The sequence below is a fragment of the Streptomyces yamdrokensis genome (genome assembly GCF_053890455.1).
In genome coordinates this window covers 4804896-4820085 of sequence record NZ_CM132679.1, presented here as the reverse complement: position 1 = coordinate 4820085, position 15190 = coordinate 4804896, and the positions used below count along the sequence as shown (strand labels likewise).

At 71.8% G+C, this 15190-nt stretch carries 11 protein-coding genes; all 11 read right to left on the bottom strand.

The window, feature by feature from the left end; genetic code table 11:
• Positions 1-85 precede the first annotated feature (85 nt).
• Positions 86-1054 (bottom strand): ABC transporter substrate-binding protein, encoded by a 969-nt coding sequence (locus tag ACWZEH_RS21535; protein ID WP_456192751.1) that lies wholly within the window; start codon positions 1052-1054, stop codon positions 86-88.
• Between the two features lie 102 nt (positions 1055-1156).
• On the bottom strand, positions 1157-3175 hold the full coding sequence (locus ACWZEH_RS21530) for an ABC transporter permease (protein ID WP_456192750.1): 2019 nt from the start codon (positions 3173-3175) through the stop codon (positions 1157-1159).
• A 64-nt stretch (positions 3176-3239) separates the two neighbouring features.
• Positions 3240-4349: a quaternary amine ABC transporter ATP-binding protein gene (locus ACWZEH_RS21525; protein ID WP_456192749.1), complete on the bottom strand. Its 1110-nt coding sequence runs from the start codon at positions 4347-4349 to the stop codon at positions 3240-3242.
• Positions 4346-5959 (bottom strand): GMC family oxidoreductase, encoded by a 1614-nt coding sequence (locus ACWZEH_RS21520; protein ID WP_456192748.1) that lies wholly within the window; start codon positions 5957-5959, stop codon positions 4346-4348. The genes ACWZEH_RS21525 and ACWZEH_RS21520 overlap by 4 nt, the downstream gene beginning before the upstream one ends.
• 248 nt (positions 5960-6207) lie before the next feature.
• Positions 6208-7728, bottom strand: a complete 1521-nt coding sequence (locus ACWZEH_RS21515; RefSeq protein ID WP_456192747.1) for an aldehyde dehydrogenase family protein — start codon at positions 7726-7728, stop codon at positions 6208-6210.
• Positions 7729-7926: 198 nt separating this feature from the next.
• The gene (locus tag ACWZEH_RS21510) at positions 7927-8961 is read right to left on the bottom strand and encodes a hypothetical protein (RefSeq protein WP_456192746.1); all 1035 of its coding nucleotides are present in this window, start codon (positions 8959-8961) and stop codon (positions 7927-7929) included.
• A 78-nt stretch (positions 8962-9039) separates the two neighbouring features.
• Positions 9040-9396 (bottom strand): hypothetical protein, encoded by a 357-nt coding sequence (locus ACWZEH_RS21505; protein WP_456192745.1) that lies wholly within the window; start codon positions 9394-9396, stop codon positions 9040-9042.
• Entirely contained in the window at positions 9383-11185 is a 1803-nt protein-coding gene (locus ACWZEH_RS21500) for a hypothetical protein (protein ID WP_456192744.1), read from the bottom strand. Before ACWZEH_RS21500 ends, ACWZEH_RS21505 begins: the two co-directional genes overlap by 14 nt.
• Positions 11186-11446: 261 nt before the next feature.
• Positions 11447-12436, bottom strand: a complete 990-nt coding sequence (locus ACWZEH_RS21495) for a malate dehydrogenase (protein ID WP_266080496.1) — start codon at positions 12434-12436, stop codon at positions 11447-11449.
• A 492-nt stretch (positions 12437-12928) separates the two neighbouring features.
• Complete coding sequence (locus ACWZEH_RS21490; protein ID WP_456192743.1) at positions 12929-14098, bottom strand: helix-turn-helix domain-containing protein; 1170 nt, start codon at positions 14096-14098, stop codon at positions 12929-12931.
• Between the two features lie 495 nt (positions 14099-14593).
• Entirely contained in the window at positions 14594-15037 is a 444-nt protein-coding gene (locus ACWZEH_RS21485; RefSeq protein ID WP_456199747.1) for a DUF3017 domain-containing protein, read from the bottom strand.
• Positions 15038-15190 lie beyond the last annotated feature (153 nt).

Sequence of the window (15190 nt, the reverse complement as noted above, 5' to 3'; positions counted from 1 at the left end):
ACCGGGAGGGTTTGCCGGAGCCGGTGAACCCTCCCGGCCACAGCACCAGGGGCACGGCCACCCCCGTGCGGCGGTGGGGCTTCGGTCAGGCCAGCCACGCCTTCCAGACGTCCTCGTTGGCCTTGACCCAGGTCTCGGCCGCCTTCGCGGAGCTCATCTTCTTGTCCGCGATCATCGCGGCGACCTCGTTCTGCTGCTCGGCGGTCCAGTTGAAGTTCTTCAGGAACCGGGCCGCCTCCCCGCCGTCCTTGGCGAAGTCGGCGTTGAAGTACTTCTGCAGGGGCGTCTGGGCGTAACCGCAGGCGATCTTCTTCGGGTCGGCGTCGCAGCCCTCCTCGTACTCGGGCAGCTGCACCTCGACCAGGTCGACCTGCGCGTTCAGCCACTGCGGCGTCCACCAGTAGGTGATGAACGGCTTCTTGGCCTTGTAGTCCTCCTTGATCTGCGTGATCTGCGCGGCCTCGGAGCCGGCGTACACCGTCTTGAGGTCCAGATCGAGGTTCTCGATGATCGCGTCGTCGTTGGTGGTGTACGACGGTGAGCCCTCGAGCAGCTGGCCCTTGTCGCCGCTCTCCGCGGTGCGGAAGAGATCGCTGTACTTGTTGAGGTTCTTCCAGTCCGTGATGTCCGGGTGCTCGTCCACGAGGTACTTCGGCACGAACCAGCCGATGTGGCCGGTGACGCCGAGGTCGCCGCCCTCGACGACGGACTTCTTGTCCTCGACGTACCGCTTGATCTTGTCCGGCGCGCCGCCCCAGTCCTCGAGCACGGCGTCGACCTTGCCGCTGTTGAGCCCGTCGATGGCGACCGACTCGTCGAGCTGGGTCAGTTCGACCTCGGTGTCGAGCTCGTTCTCCAGGACGTACTTGGCCACGGCCCCGTTGGCCTCGGCGCCGACCCACGACGGGACGGCGATGGTGACCGTGCCGGAGCTGCCCGAGGAGGAGGGGGAGGAGGAGTCGGTCTTGGCGGCACCGCACGCGCTCAGGCCGGTGACGGCGAGGACGGCGGCCGTGGCGGTCGCGGCGCGCAGGAGGTTCTTTCTGCTCTTCATGTGAGTGTCTCTCTCGGTTGGAACAGGCAGGGGGTTTCCCTGCGGAGGGGACTTGGGGGCCGGGTACGGGCGGGCGGGTGGCCGGGGCCCGGGAACGGCGGGCTAGCGGGTACCGGCCTGCTTGCCCGGGCGCTGTGTGGTGCGGTCCAGGACCAGGCCCAGCAGCACGATCGCCACACCGGCGCCGAGGCCGACGCCGAGCTCGCTCTTCTGCAGGCCGTAGACGACGTCGTAGCCGAGGGCACCGGAGCCTACGAAGCCGCCGACGATCACCATGGCCAGCACCAGCACCACGCCCTGGTTGAGGGCGAGCATCAGCGCGGGCCGGGCCAGCGGCACCTGCACCTGGCGGATCTGCTGGAAGGAGCTCGCGCCCATGGAGCGGGCCGCCTCCAGCGTCGCGGCGTCGACCTGGGTCAGGCCCTGCACCGTGATCCGTACGACGGCGGGCAGCGCGTACAGCACGGCCGCGGCGACGGCGGCGGAGCGGCCCACGTTGAACAGGGCCACCACCGGAATCAGGTAGATGAACTGCGGCAGGGTCTGCATGGTGTCCAGCACCGGCCGCAGCAGGCGGTTCAGCAGCGGCACCCGGGCCGCCACCACGCCGATCAGGAAACCGAGCGCGAGCGTGACGGCGACGCCCGCGATCGCCTGCGACAGGGTGTCCAGGGAGGTGGTCCACACACCGATGACACCGACCCCGGCCATCGCCAGGGCCGCCGTGCACATCGCGCCCCAGCCGCCCGCGAGCAGGGCCAGGGCCGCGGCCAGCAGCACCAGCAGCCACCACGGCAGGGCGGTCAGGCCGTCCCGGAGCGGGTCGAGCACCCAGATGGTGAAGCCGTCCGCCCAGACCCGGGTACCGCCCAGCACGGGCACGCCCTCGGCCAGGTGGCCGGTGAACCAGCCGACGGCGTCGTTGACGGGCGGGGCGATGTTGACCGCCCAGGTCTCGGGCCACTCGGCGATCAGCAGCAGCCACCCGACCGTGCCCAGCGCCGCACCGGAGCCGACGGCCACGGCCCAGGCGCGCCACCCGTGCAGCCAGGAGGAGCCGGCCGGGGCCGCGCCCTCGCTCAGCCGCTCTCCGGCGACGGCGGTGGTGCGGTCCAGCCAGACGGCCAGCAGCACGATCGGGATGCCCGCGGCGAGCGCCCCGCCGACGTCGACGGTGGACAGTGCGCGGAACACCTCCTCGCCGAGGCCGCCGGCGCCGATCACGGAGGCGATGGTGACCATCGACAGCGCCATCATGATCGTCTGGTTCAGGCCGAGCAGGACCTCCTTGCGGGCCAGCGGCAGCCGGGCCGTCAGCAGCCGCTGCGACGGGCTGGTGCCCAGTGACTTCGCGGCCTCCATGACGGACGGGTCGGCACCCCGCAGACCGAGCGCGGTCAGCCGGGCCATCGGCGGGGCCGCGTAGATGACCGTCGCGATCAGGGCGGACGGCACGCCGATGTCGAACAGCAGTACCAGCGGCAGCAGGTACGCGAACGCCGGCATGATCTGCATGGTGTCCAGGACCGGCCGCAGGATCCGCTCGAAGCGGTCCGACAGCCCGGCGCCCAGCCCCAGCAGCGCGCCGATCAGGGCCGAGGCGGTGACCGCGACCGCCATCAGGGCCAGGGTCTCCATGGTGGCTTCCCACATGCCGAGCACGCCGCACACCGCGAAGGCGGCGAACGTGACGCCGGCGAGCTTCGGTCCGCGCTTGTCGCGCAGTCCGCCCGCCCGCCAGGACAGCAGCACGGCGGCCACGATCACCGGGAACCAGCCGAGGGACTCCAGCAGGTCCGTCATCCAGCTCACGGAGCCCTCGGACCAGTTGCTCAGATGCAGCAGGAAGTAGAGGAAGACCGGGCTGGTCTCCCGGTTGTCCACGACCCAGGTGTAGGCGTCGTCCAGGGGTGTCCGGACGTCCACGGTCAGCTCGGACGGCCAGGTTCCGCTGCCCCACAGCAGGGCGGCGAGCGGGACGAGCACGGCGGCGGCGACGGCCAGCGGCAGCAGACGGCGCACCACGGGGTGCCGCTGCAGGGGGCGCCGCTCGGCGGACGCGCGTTCCTCGGACCGTTCGGCCGGCTTCGTCGGCGGGGCGGGCGTGATGACGGCGCTCACGCGGTCCACCCCCGGCCACGGGAGTCGGCACCGGTGGTCATACGGGCTGTGTGGGGACGGGAGGTCATGCGGCCGCCTCCTCGCGGTCCAGTCCGGCGACGACCCGCAGCAGGTCCATCTGGTCGACCTGCCCCAGGCACGCGCCGTCCTGCACCACGCACGCGGCCCGGCCGCTGCGGGCGACGGTCCCGACGGCCTCGACGACGATCGTGTCGGGGGTGAGGGAGCCGGGGTGCTCAAAGCCGCCGCAGCCGCCCGGCCGCATCGCGGTACGCACGGTCATGACCTGCTCGCGCGGCACGTCGCGGACGAAGTCGCGGACGTAGTCGTCGGCGGGCGAGCCGACGATCTGCTCGGGGGTGCCGAGCTGCACGATCTCGCCGTCCCGCATCAGTGCGATGCGGTCGCCGACCCGGAGCGCCTCACTGAGGTCGTGGGTGATGAAGACCATGGTGCGGCCCTCCTCGTGGTGCAGCCGGATGACCTCCTCCTGCATGTCCCGCCGGATCAGCGGGTCGAGGGCGCTGAACGGCTCGTCGAAGAGCAGCACCTCGGGGTCGGAGGCGAGCGCCCGTGCCAGGCCCACGCGCTGCTGCTGACCGCCGGAGAGCTGGCCGGGGCGGCGCAGCTCCAGGCCGTCGAGGCCGACCTTGTGGACCATCTCCTCGGCCCGGGCCCGCCGTTCCGCCTTGGGCATGCCCTGGATCTCCAGGCCGTAGGCGATGTTGTCCAGGACCGAGCGGTGCGGCAGCAGGCCGAAGTGCTGGAACACCATGGCCGCGCGGTGCCTGCGCAGCTCGCGCAGCCGGTTGCGGTCCATGGCGAGGACGTCCTCGCCGTCGATCTCCAGGGAGCCCGAGGTCGGCTCGATGAGCCGGGTGAGGCAGCGTACGAGGGTGGACTTGCCGGAGCCGGACAGGCCCATGACGACGAAGACCTCGCCCTTGCGCACGTCGAAGGAGACGTCCCGGACGGCCGCGGTGCAGCCGGTGCGGGTGCGCAGTTCGGCCTGGGTGAGGCTCGCGGTCTCCGGGTCGGCGGGGATGCGCTCGGCCTTCGGGCCGAAGACCTTCCACAGGTTGCGCACGCCGAAGACGGGCGGCTGCCCGGACGGGTCCGCGGGCGGGGTCTGCGTATCGGGCCGGGGCTTCTCGGGTGTGGCGGTGCTGCTCATCGGGCGTGGTTCCCTTCACTGGTCTCGACCAGCAGTTCGGCCGCCTTCTCGCCCACCATCAGCACGCCGATCATGGGGTTCACGGCGGTCATCGTCGGGAAGACGGAGGCGTCGGCGATGCGGATGCCCTGCAGCCCGCGGATCCTCAACTCGGGGTCGACCACGGCCTGTTCGTCGGTCGCGGCGCCCATCCGGCAGGTGCCCGCCGGGTGGTAGACGGTGTGCGCGACCTTGCGGGCGTACTCGCTCAGCTCCTCGTCACCGGTGACGTCGGGGCCGGGCGCCACCTCGCGCTTGAGCCAGTGGGCCAGCGGTTCGGTCCGCGCGATCTCGCGGGCGATGCGGATGCCGTCGACGAGGGTGCGGGCGTCGTAGTCGTCCGCGTCGGTGAAGTAGCGGAAGTCCAGCGCGGGCTTGACCTCCGGGTCGGCGCTGGTCAGGTAGAGCCGGCCGCGGCTCTTCGGCTTGGGGATGTTCGGGGTCATCGAGACGCCGAACTCCGGCCGCCGGTAGCCGAGGCGCTCCGGATTGTCCGTGAACGGGATCTGGTAGAAGTGGAACATCAGGTCGGGGCCCGCGTGTCCGGGGTCTCGGCGCACGAACAGTCCGGCGTCGGAGTCCATCGCGGAGTTGTCCGGGATGGGCCCGTCCGTCTCCCAGACGATCACCGACTCGGGGTGGTCGAGCAGGTTCTCGCCGACACCGGGGAGGTCGTGCGCCACGGGTATGCCGAGCGCCTCCAGGTCGGCCTTCGGACCGATGCCGGAGTGCAGCAGCAGCCGGGGCGAGTCGACGGCTCCGGCGCACAGCAGGACCTCGTTGCGGGCCCGGACGAGGATCTCCTCGCCGTCCTTGGTGCGGACGTGGACGCCTTCGGCCCGGGTGCCGTTCAGCTCCAGCCGGTACGCCCAGGTCTCCAGCAGGAGCGTCAGGTTGGGGCGTTCGTCCATCACCGGGTGCAGATAGGCGACCGACGCCGAGGAGCGCCGGTTGTTCTCCGGGTGGTAGGCGAGGTCGAAGAAGCCGGCGCCGTCGTCGAACGGCTTCTTGTTGAAGCCCTCGACGCGCGGCACGCCGAGCGTGCTCCGGGCGGCGTCGACGAAGTCACGGGCGATGGCGTTGCGGTCCTTCTCGTCGACCGGGACGATGTTGTTCTTGAGCCGGGCGTAGTACGCCTCCATCTGCACCGCGCCCCACCCCTCGGCGCCGGCCCGCTCCCACTCGTCCCAGTCGGACGGGAGCGGCTTGAACGCGATGAGGGTGTTGTGGGAGGAGCATCCGCCGAGGACCCGGGCCCGGCTGTGCCGGATGTGCGAGTTGCCGCGTGGCTGCTCGGTGGTGGGGTAGTCGTAGTCCAGCTCGCCGCCGAGCAGGCCCATCCAGCGGCGCAGGGTCAGCACGTCGTCGCGGCCCACGTCGCTGGGACCGCCCTCGATGACCGCGACGGTGACGTCCGGGTTCTCCGTCAGCCGGGAGGCGATGACGGACCCCGCGGTGCCGCCTCCGATGACGACGTAGTCGTACGTGTGGTCGCGGGTGGCGTCCCGGCCGTGCTCCCGGTCGGGTTCGTGGCGGTGTTCGTGCGCGTGCTCGTGGGTGCGCTCTGGCATGGGCTGTCGTTCTCCGGGAACTCGGTATGGGCGGGTGGGCGGTTGTGCGGTGTGCTGTTCGAGGCGGTGGGGCGGGGCGGGTGCTTCCGCTGCCCCTGGTGCGCCGGGCACGCCGGGGTGCCGCGCGCACCCCGAGGGCCGTGGGTGCCGCAGATGCTGCGGATGCTGCGGGTTCCGGGGAGAGGCGCGAGGGCCGCCTCTCCCCACGGCGGCGCGTTCGCCACGTGGGCCGCTCGGTGGCGGCGGGCTCAGCCGGCGAACCAGCGCACCGGCTTCGGCGCGAGGTTCTGGTAGATGTGCTTGGTCTCGCGGTACTCGGCGAGACCCGCCGGGCCGAGTTCACGGCCCACTCCGCTCTTGCCGAAGCCGCCCCACTCCGCCTGCGGGAGGTAGGGGTGGAAGTCGTTGATCCACACGGTGCCGTGGCGCAGCCGTCCGGCCACCCGCCGGGCGCGGCCCGCGTCGGCGGTCCAGACGGCGCCGGCCAGCCCGTACTCGGTGTCGTTGGCGAGGGCGACGGCCTCGTCCTCGGTGCGGAAGGTCTCGACGGTGAGGACCGGCCCGAACACCTCCTCGCGCACCACCCGCATCTCGCGGTGGCAGTGGTCGAGGACGGTCGGCTCGTAGAAGTAGCCGGCCTCGGGCCGCTCGGCGGACGGCTCGGGCCGCTTCCCGCCGGAACGCAGCACCGCGCCCTCCTTCAGCGCGGAGGCGACATACGCCTCGATCTTGTCGCGCTGCTGCTCGGAGACCAGCGGGCCGCACTCGACGCCGTCCGCGGTGCCCCGGCCGAGCCTGATCCGCTCGGCGCGGCGGGCGAGTTCGGTGACGAAGCGGTCGCGGACCGACTCCTCGACGATGAGCCGCGCGCCCGCCGAGCAGACCTGGCCGCTGTGGATGAAGGCCGCGTTGAGCGCCTGGTCGACGGCGGTGTCGAAACCTTCCTCGGTGGCGCAGGAGTCGGCGAAGACCACGTTGGGGTTCTTGCCGCCGAGTTCGAGGGCGACCTTCTTCACGGTCGGCGCGGCGGCCTCGGCGACCTTGGTGCCGCTGGCCAGTCCGCCGGTGAAGGAGACCAGGTCGACGTCGGGGTGCTCGGCGAGCCGGGCGCCTACGGTGCGGCCGGGGCCGGTGACGATGTTGGCGACACCGGCGGGCAGGCCCGCCTCGGTCAGCAGGCCGATGAGGGCGGCCGTGGTCAGCGGGGTGATCTCGCTGGGCTTGACGACGAAGGTGTTGCCGGCCGCGAGCGCCGGGGCGATCTTCCAGCTGGCCTGGAGGAGCGGGTAGTTCCAGGGCGTGATCATGGCGCAGACACCGACGGGCTCGTGCACGACGACGCTGTGGACGTCGGTGGAGCCCGCGTCGACGACCCGGCCGGGGGCCTCCCCGGCGACCAGGTCGGCGAAGTAGCGGAAGGCGTCGGCGACACAGTCGATGTCGACGCGCCCCTCCTCGACGGTCTTGCCCGCGTCCCGGCTCTCCAGCAGGCCGAGTTCCTCCCGGTCCCGGACGAGGAGACCGGCGACGCGGCGCAGCAGCGCGGCCCGCTCGGCGACCGGGGTGTGCGGCCACGGGCCCTCGTCGAACGCGCGCCGGGCGGCGGCCACCGCGAGGTCGGCGTCCTTCTCGTCGCCCTCCGCGACGACGGCGAACGGCAGGGCGTCCGCGGGGTCGAGGATCTCGCGCGTGGCCCCGGAGACGGCCGCCCGCCACTCGCCTCCCGCATGGATGGAGGTGCGCACCTGAAGCTCTGTAGTGTCCGCCATGATCGCCTACTGCCTTCCGTTCCTGTTCAGCGCCCGCGAGTGACCCAGGTCGAGTCACACAGGCGTCACCCACGGAACGGGAGGGCTCCTGCCCGCAGACTTCGTATGCATGCGCGATTCATGGCGGGAAGTGCGCGGCGTCACGGAGCATGCGGGCGAAAACGGGGAAAGCACCCCGTATCACCGGCCGTGATCGGTTCAGCCGAGGTCCACGGCCGCCCCGCAGGTGGTCTCCGGCGGGCAGAAGTGTGCGAGGGCGGTCCGGATCAGCTCGCGCTCGTCCTCGTGACCGTCGGAGTCGGCCCCGTAGGCGGCGAGCGCGTACAGCTTGCCGTCGGCGGCCTGGAAGCGCAGGTCGACGACGTGCCAGGTCCCGATGTCGGGCTCCCCCCTGAAGGAGTCCGCGAGGTACTCCAGCCGGGAGCCGGTGAAGTCGCCGTCGTCCAGCGTCTCCAGGGAGAGCTGCTGGAATCCGGGGGCCTTCGGGGTGGCGTCGGAGAGGAACAGTTCGTACGACGCGTCGGGCGAGGGCTCCGCCACCTCGAACACCTGGAGCCGCCTGCCGCTGCCGGAACTGCGGTAGCTGACCACGTCCATGCCGTACTGGGAGGACACGCTGGTACGGCTCCACCCCTCGGGGCGGGCGATGGTGAAGCCCTCGGGATCGGTGTACCGGTCGTAACCGGCGGGGTCCGTACCGGCCGGACCCGGGGCGGACGGCGTGGTCTGCCCGGTGGAAAAGGACGGCTGTCGCGGGGCGGGTGGCTCCTGCGGTCCGGGGGTTCCCGAACCGGCGGGCTGCGACACGCTCGCCGAGGCGGCCTTGTCGTCCTCCTGGCCGTCCGCGCCCTCGCCTCCTCCCAGGGTCTGGGTCAGCACCAGTCCCACGACCACCCCGATCACGACGGCCCCGCCCACCACGGCCCACACCCGCCTCCGGTCGAGCCCGTGCCGCGCCGGCGGCGGGGGCACGGGCGGGACGGACGGCCCGGCGGGGCCGTGGGGCAGTTCGGGGGACGACCAGGGGGCCGGCGCGGGCTGCCCGGAGGGCTCCGGCGGGGTACCGCCGCCCGGCCACCGGATGCCCGTGAGGGTGGGGGCGGAGGGCGAGACGTCCGGGGGCGGTGGCATCACCGGAGCGGACGCGCCCGCGGCGGTGTCCGCTGCCGTGCCCCCCTCCCCTTCCTCCCAGCGCTGGTTCTCCTCGTTCCAGTACCGCGGTCCCCCACTCATCGCTTCCTTCTCCTCCCCCGTGTCTCCTGCGTCCCCTGCGTCCCCTGCGTCCCCTGCGTCTTGCGGGTACCGCCGTCGTCACATCCCGAGCAGTCCCGCCACGGTCCCGGCCGAGACGAGCAGCGCCATGACGGCCTGAGCGTCCGTGAGCACCTCACGCAGCCGCCGACGGCGGCTCTCGCCGGCCGTACCGGTCCGGTCGATCTCCTCCTCGGTCTCCGCAAGGGCCGCGTCCAGCCGTACGGTCTGTTCGCTCCTCTGGAGCCGGGACAGGTCGGTGCGCAGTTCCCTCACCGCGGCGAGCAGTTCCTCGGTGGCGGCGTCGCGCGGAGCCGGGACGCCGTGGTGGCTCTCCGCGTGCGCGTGGCTGCCGATGGCGAAGGTGCTGTGGGAGACGTCGCCCACGCGGACGCCCTTTTCCTCACTGGGTGCCATTGCTGGAGGATCCTCTCCGCGGCGCAGGGCCGCCGGTGGTGGCAGCGGCGGCACGGGCGTGCGCACCGATGGCGAAGGTGGAGCCGTCGACGCGGTTGATGTTGACCGCGCCGTTGCTGATGTTCACGATCTTCTGCACGAACTCACCGGTCTCGTAGCCGGCTTCGGCCAGCGCGAGCCGTACCCCGTGCCCGACGCGGTCCTGGATGCTTCGCAGGTAACGCCGCACATCCATGTCCTGGAAGGTGGAACCCGCCCCCACCGCGGCCAGTTCACGCACCGAGAGGGCGGGGCCTTCGAGCAACCCACCTCCCCGGCCGACGGTCAGCAGCCGCCACCCGTAGCCCAGGCCACCGCACAGGACGATCAGCGCACGGCCCACGGAGCCGGGCACCTGGACGGCGGCCGCGACGGTCCTGCCGAATCCGGTGGCGGTGCGGAACTCGTGCTGGACGCGGTCGACGTTCTTGAACTTCTCCTGCAGCGGGGGCATCACGTGTGGGGCGATCTCCAGCATGAGCATCCGCCCCTGCGTGTGAACCCGCACGTAGACCGTGACGATCAGCTCCTCCTCCCAGCCGCCGACCCGGATGCGCAGGAAGTGCCGTCGTCCCTCACCTCCCTCCTCGACCGCCCGCAGCCGGTGCCGCTCGATTTCCTGCGGCGTGTACAGGGCCTGCGCGCGATCGGTCTGTTCCTTGTCGACGGGAAGGAAGACGCACTCGTCGATCTCCAGATGCCGCAGCCGGTCGCGCGCGACGGAGCCCGCGCTCTCGGCGGGCACACGCAGTTGTTCGATCAAGGGCCGGATCCGGTCGAGGATCGCCCGGTTGCTGAGCGGCTCCTGGTTCTCCTTCTGCTCGTCCGGCCGGAGTTCGACGGCCAGCACCCAGCTGTCGCGCCCGATTCCCGCCCCGCGGAACGGACTCGCCTCGTCGTACATCACCAGCGGCGCGTGCTGTTCCTGCCGGATACGGTCCCTCAGCCGGACGAACCGCTCTCCCCCGGCCTGCTCCGCGGGGTCTTCCGTGACGTCCCGGAATCGCCGCCGCGACAGTTCCTCGGTGAACACGCGGGCGAACTGGTCGCGCCGGCCCGCCACGCACAGCCCGATCAGTACGAGGAAAACGAGCGCCGTCCAGGCCTGCCACGGCTCGAACGTCCCCGCAGCGCCGGTGAAGAGCGGAAACAGAACGTCGCCGAGGCCGAGGACGTCGCCGCTCGAACCACTGGAGTCGTAGGAGTCGTAGGCGGGATCGTACGAACCGTACGAGGAACCGGAATCCGAACCGGAGCCGCCGGTGCCGGCACCGAAACCGACCCCGATCATGGCGGCCAGGCACACCGCGAAGTACAGCCGCCCGAACCAGAGCACCAGGGCGGCGCCGGACTTCCTGGCCTGGGACGACTCCCCGTCACGGCCTTTGATCCAGGGCACGAGACCGAGCAGCACGCCGGGCAGGAGCAGCGCGGCCAGCAGGCCGTCGGTCACCAGCACGCCCACGGCCCAGAGCCCGAGGACAGCGGCCGACCAGCACAGCGCCCGCCGCTGGGCCCGCAGCGCGTGGGCCAGGACCCGGGCCGCGTCGAAACCCGGCGAGGGGGCCACGATCCGCTGCTCGTGGAGATACAGCTCTTCGATGACCCGGTCACGGTAGACGAGGTCCAGGTTGACGCCCCCGCACAGCAGTCTGGTCACCTCGCTGGCACGCGGCGGGACGCGCGGGAGGTCCGGCGGTGCCGTGCCGCCCGTGCGGTGCGATTGCTGCGGCACGTGGGCAGTGCTCATGCCGGTCCCCCGATGCGGATGCGCATGTGTCTTTGGTGACGGAAGAGTTGAAGGACCATCAGCATAGGGGAGCGACAACATCATGCAAAGCGAATTGTCAAGAGCGTAATGATGTGACTTACGTTAACCTTTGGCCATGGATTGGAGCCCATGGCGCTCCGCCGCACACGCGGACGGGCGCGGACGGGCCTGCACACGCGGACGGGCCCCGTACCGGTCAAACCCGGCACGGGGCCCGTGGCCCGGAACGTGACTGACGGATCAGATGAGGCCGAGGCCGCGGACCGCCTCGCGCTCCTCCTCGAGCTCCTTGACGGAGGCGTCGATGCGGGCGCGGGAGAAGTCGTTGATCTCCAGGCCCTGGACGATCTCGTACTTCCCGTCCTTCACGGTGACCGGGAAGGAGGAGATCAGGCCCTCCGGGACGCCGTAGGAGCCGTCCGACGGGATGCCCATGGAGACCCAGTCGCCGTCCGCGGTGCCGTTGACCCAGGTGTGGACGTGGTCGACGGCCGCGTTGGCGGCGGAGGCGGCGGACGAGGCGCCACGGGCTTCGATGATCGCGGCACCGCGCTTGGCGACGGTCGGGATGAAGTCCTCGGCCAGCCACTTCTCGTCGTTCACGACCTCGGCGGCGTTCTTGCCGGCGACGGTGGCGTGGAAGATGTCCGGGTACTGCGTGGCGGAGTGGTTGCCCCAGATGGTCAGGCGCTTGATGTCGGCGACCGTCGAACCCGTCTTCTTCGCCAGCTGGGTCAGCGCGCGGTTGTGGTCCAGGCGGGTCATCGCGGTGAAGCGCTCGGCCGGTACGTCCGGCGCGGCGGCCTGGGCGATGAGCGCGTTGGTGTTGGCCGGGTTGCCGACCACGAGCACCCGGATGTCGTCCGCGGCGTGGCCGTTGATGGCCTGGCCCTGCGGCTTGAAGATGCCGCCGTTGGCCTCCAGGAGGTCACCGCGCTCCATGCCCTTGGTGCGCGGACGGGCGCCCACGAGAAGGGCGACGTTGGCCCCGTCGAAGGCCACGTTCGGGTCGTCCGAGATGTCGATGCCCTGGAGCAGCGGGAACGCGCAGTCGTCCAGCTCCATGGCCGTGCCCTCGGCCGCCTTGAGCGCGGGGGTGATCTCCAGCAGGCGGAGCTTGACCGGCACGTCCGCGCCGAGCAGCTGGCCGGAGGCGATGCGGAAGAGCAGGGCGTAACCGATCTGGCCGGCCGCGCCGGTGACGGTGACGTTCACGGGAGTGCGGGTCATGGCGTTCTCCGTATGACAGCTGGCGGTGGGGCGTCCCTGCCCCGGGGTACGGGATCCCGTCCGGCTCGTGACCGGTGCCCGCCACGATGATCGATCACCGGTACGGAGGGATCACCGCTGGATGATCGATCTCTTGGCGTCAAGAGAGATCCAGCGGTCAGGCTATCGCGCATCCACGATCGCGGACGGCCGGGCTCCATGTGGCCCGTCCCACAGAGTGACGGAGGGATGCACGGACGCGCCCGCGGGAAAGGCGGCCGCCTGTCCGCGAGAGGGACGGAGGCGGCCGCCGTTCGGGTGACCGATCCTGCCGGACCCGTGGGGGTGACGTGCACATGCCCGGCATTCGCCGGCTCATGCCCGTCCCGTGCCACGAACTTCACCGGGGCGGGCCGGCCCGGGCGGGGCCCTGAGGGCCGCCGCCGTCCCGCGCCGCCGGCGCCCGCCGCCCCGCGCCCGTACTCGGCGGGCCGGCGGGCGCGCCACAAGGACCTACTCCGCGGTTCCCGACGCCGTCTCCTCCGTGCACCCCTCCTCGCCGGAGGCCAGCAGTACGCACGCCTTGGCGTCCGCCGCCTTCCCGACCGCCATCATCGGGGTGTACGTGACCGTGTCGCCGACCTCGGTGATGCTGTCGCTCTGCTTGCTCTTCCCGCCGGTGATCTCGACCGTGTCGCCTTGCGCGGCCTGGGTGATCCGGCCCCACGCGGCACCGCAGACCTTGCTGTAGCGGACCTCGACGAGGGTGGTGCCGACGGTCGCCGTCCGCGTCGTGGTCACGAGGTCACCGCTGCACCCCATGCTCTCCGCGTCCTTGCCGTGGCAGCTGTCGCCGCTGCACTCCACCCCGGCGGGCAGATTCGCGGGGACGGAGGCCGTGGGCGAGGGCGACTTCACCGCCTCGCCCTCCTTGTCGCCCTCGAGCCCGGTGACGTAGAACGCGGCCGCGATCACCACCAGCACGCAGACGGCGCCCGCGAGGAACGTTCCCGTCCGCCGCTTGCCACCGGAACCGCCGGAACCGCCACGGCGCGCCGCCCCCGGGGACGGCGCGCCCTGCGCGTCCGACGAACCCCGCGGACGCCCGTCACCCGCGGGCTGCGCCCCGGCGTACGCCGGGGCGTCCCGGCGACCCGACGGGGACGGTCCCGTGTACCCGGCCATGCCCCAGGAGTTCGGTCCCGACGCGTCACGGACGTCCGAGGCGGTGGGCTGCTCAGGCACCAGCGGGGAACCCCCGGCCGGACCGGCGACGCCCGGCCGGACCGCGGCGCCCCCGCCCTTTCGCCCCCGGCCGCCCGCGCCGGCCGACGACGGCCCGGCGAGCTCGCTCAGCGCGGAACGCGCCTGCGAGATCCTGATCGCCTCCATCGTCATGTCGTGACGCATCTCCGAGCGGCTCCAGGCCCGCTCGGCCAGCTCCCACATCGTGGTCAGGTGCACCGGATTGGTTCCGGTGACCTCGGCCAGCGCCACGATCGCGCCCTTGGGCGCGAGCAGCCGGCCGTTCAGATAACGCTCCCAGGACGTCTTGCTGTAGCCCGTGCGGTCCGAGACCGACGCGACACTCATGCCGCTGCGGTCCACCACCCGCCTGAGCTGACTCGTGAACTCCTTGATCTGCGGATCGAGTTCATCCGGCAAGGCCTTCCAACGAGGCATCGATTCCCCACCTTCCCCCCGGTCGTGCTGGTATTTCCTCGCGCGTGGTGCCTCTGCCGAGTCCCCGTTCCGGCTGCCCACATGGATGCCGCCGGACAGGATCTCAGTTCCCGGGGTGGGGCGCACGGGAGCGTCAGGGCCGCGGGCATGCGCCGTCGCACGCTCACTCGCTCGTGTCCCAGTCTCCCACCGGCAACCCCTTCGACCGAACGGAACCGGCACAACGCGTGGGACATCACAGGTTGCCCCGGATCGTCATAATTATCACGCCGACGGGGTTCCGGAAGCACTTCACGGAAGTTCCCGGGGCGATCCGGGGCATCCGGGTGACGTAGCGGAACGGTCACTTCCGTGCCACAGCGCCCTGACAGCCGTTGAACAGCCGGTTCACGGTGCAGGAAGGTTGCTTCCGGCGGCGGCCCGTCCTTTCACGGGGGTGAGGACGGGCCGCCGTTCACCGGATGGGCGGGGCAGCCGCGCGAGGCAGCGGGTGCGTCAGCTGTTGCTGACGGTGAAGTGCAGGGTGTCCTTCAGGAACGGGATCTCCAGCAAGGGGTGGGGCTGCGCCATCAGCGCCAGCAGCACGATCGACAGGCCCAGCACCCCGTACGTGGCGATGTCCGTGAAGCGGGAGCGCACGGCGAGCATGCCGACGCCCGGCAGCACCCAGCGCAGCACCCCGCCGACCAGCAGCGCCGCGCCGACCAGCAGCGTGCCGATCCGGAACAGGTCGAGCGCCGTCAGCAGCAGGCCGAGTCCGGCCATGAGCAGGACGGCGAGGATCGGCCACTGCCGGGCGGGCGCGGGAGCGTCGCCGGGTGCGGCCCGGCCACCGCCCTCCGGGCGGGCGGTGTCCCTGGTGAAAAGGGGGAAGCGGCGGGTGGCGCGCCGTGGCCGCCCCGAGGCGTCGGGCGCGCTGACGGGGTCGACGACCGTGATGCCCTCGTCGGCGGCGTCCTCGTCGGCCTCCTCGACGGCGGAGCCCTCGACCGGCTCCCGCTCCTGTCCCTTCTCCCGGACCTGCTCCTGCTCCCGCTTCTGTCCCTGGCCCTGCTCCTGCCCGTGCCCCCGGTCCGGCTCCGGCTCGTGCGT

What these genes read in the sequence shown, in the direction of transcription:
- ACWZEH_RS21495 (WP_266080496.1), bottom strand. Translation starts at nt 12,436, where the DNA reads ATGACCCGCACTCCCGTGAACGTCACCGTCACCGGCGCGGCCGGCCAG.
- ACWZEH_RS21505 (WP_456192745.1), bottom strand. Translation starts at nt 9,396, where the DNA reads ATGGCACCCAGTGAGGAAAAGGGCGTCCGCGTGGGCGACGTCTCCCAC.
- ACWZEH_RS21535 (WP_456192751.1), bottom strand. Translation starts at nt 1,054, where the DNA reads ATGAAGAGCAGAAAGAACCTCCTGCGCGCCGCGACCGCCACGGCCGCC.
- ACWZEH_RS21525 (WP_456192749.1), bottom strand. Translation starts at nt 4,349, where the DNA reads ATGAGCAGCACCGCCACACCCGAGAAGCCCCGGCCCGATACGCAGACC.
- ACWZEH_RS21500 (WP_456192744.1), bottom strand. Translation starts at nt 11,185, where the DNA reads ATGAGCACTGCCCACGTGCCGCAGCAATCGCACCGCACGGGCGGCACG.
- ACWZEH_RS21515 (WP_456192747.1), bottom strand. Translation starts at nt 7,728, where the DNA reads ATGGCGGACACTACAGAGCTTCAGGTGCGCACCTCCATCCATGCGGGA.
- ACWZEH_RS21510 (WP_456192746.1), bottom strand. Translation starts at nt 8,961, where the DNA reads ATGAGTGGGGGACCGCGGTACTGGAACGAGGAGAACCAGCGCTGGGAG.
- ACWZEH_RS21490 (WP_456192743.1), bottom strand. Translation starts at nt 14,098, where the DNA reads ATGCCTCGTTGGAAGGCCTTGCCGGATGAACTCGATCCGCAGATCAAG.
- ACWZEH_RS21520 (WP_456192748.1), bottom strand. Translation starts at nt 5,959, where the DNA reads ATGCCAGAGCGCACCCACGAGCACGCGCACGAACACCGCCACGAACCC.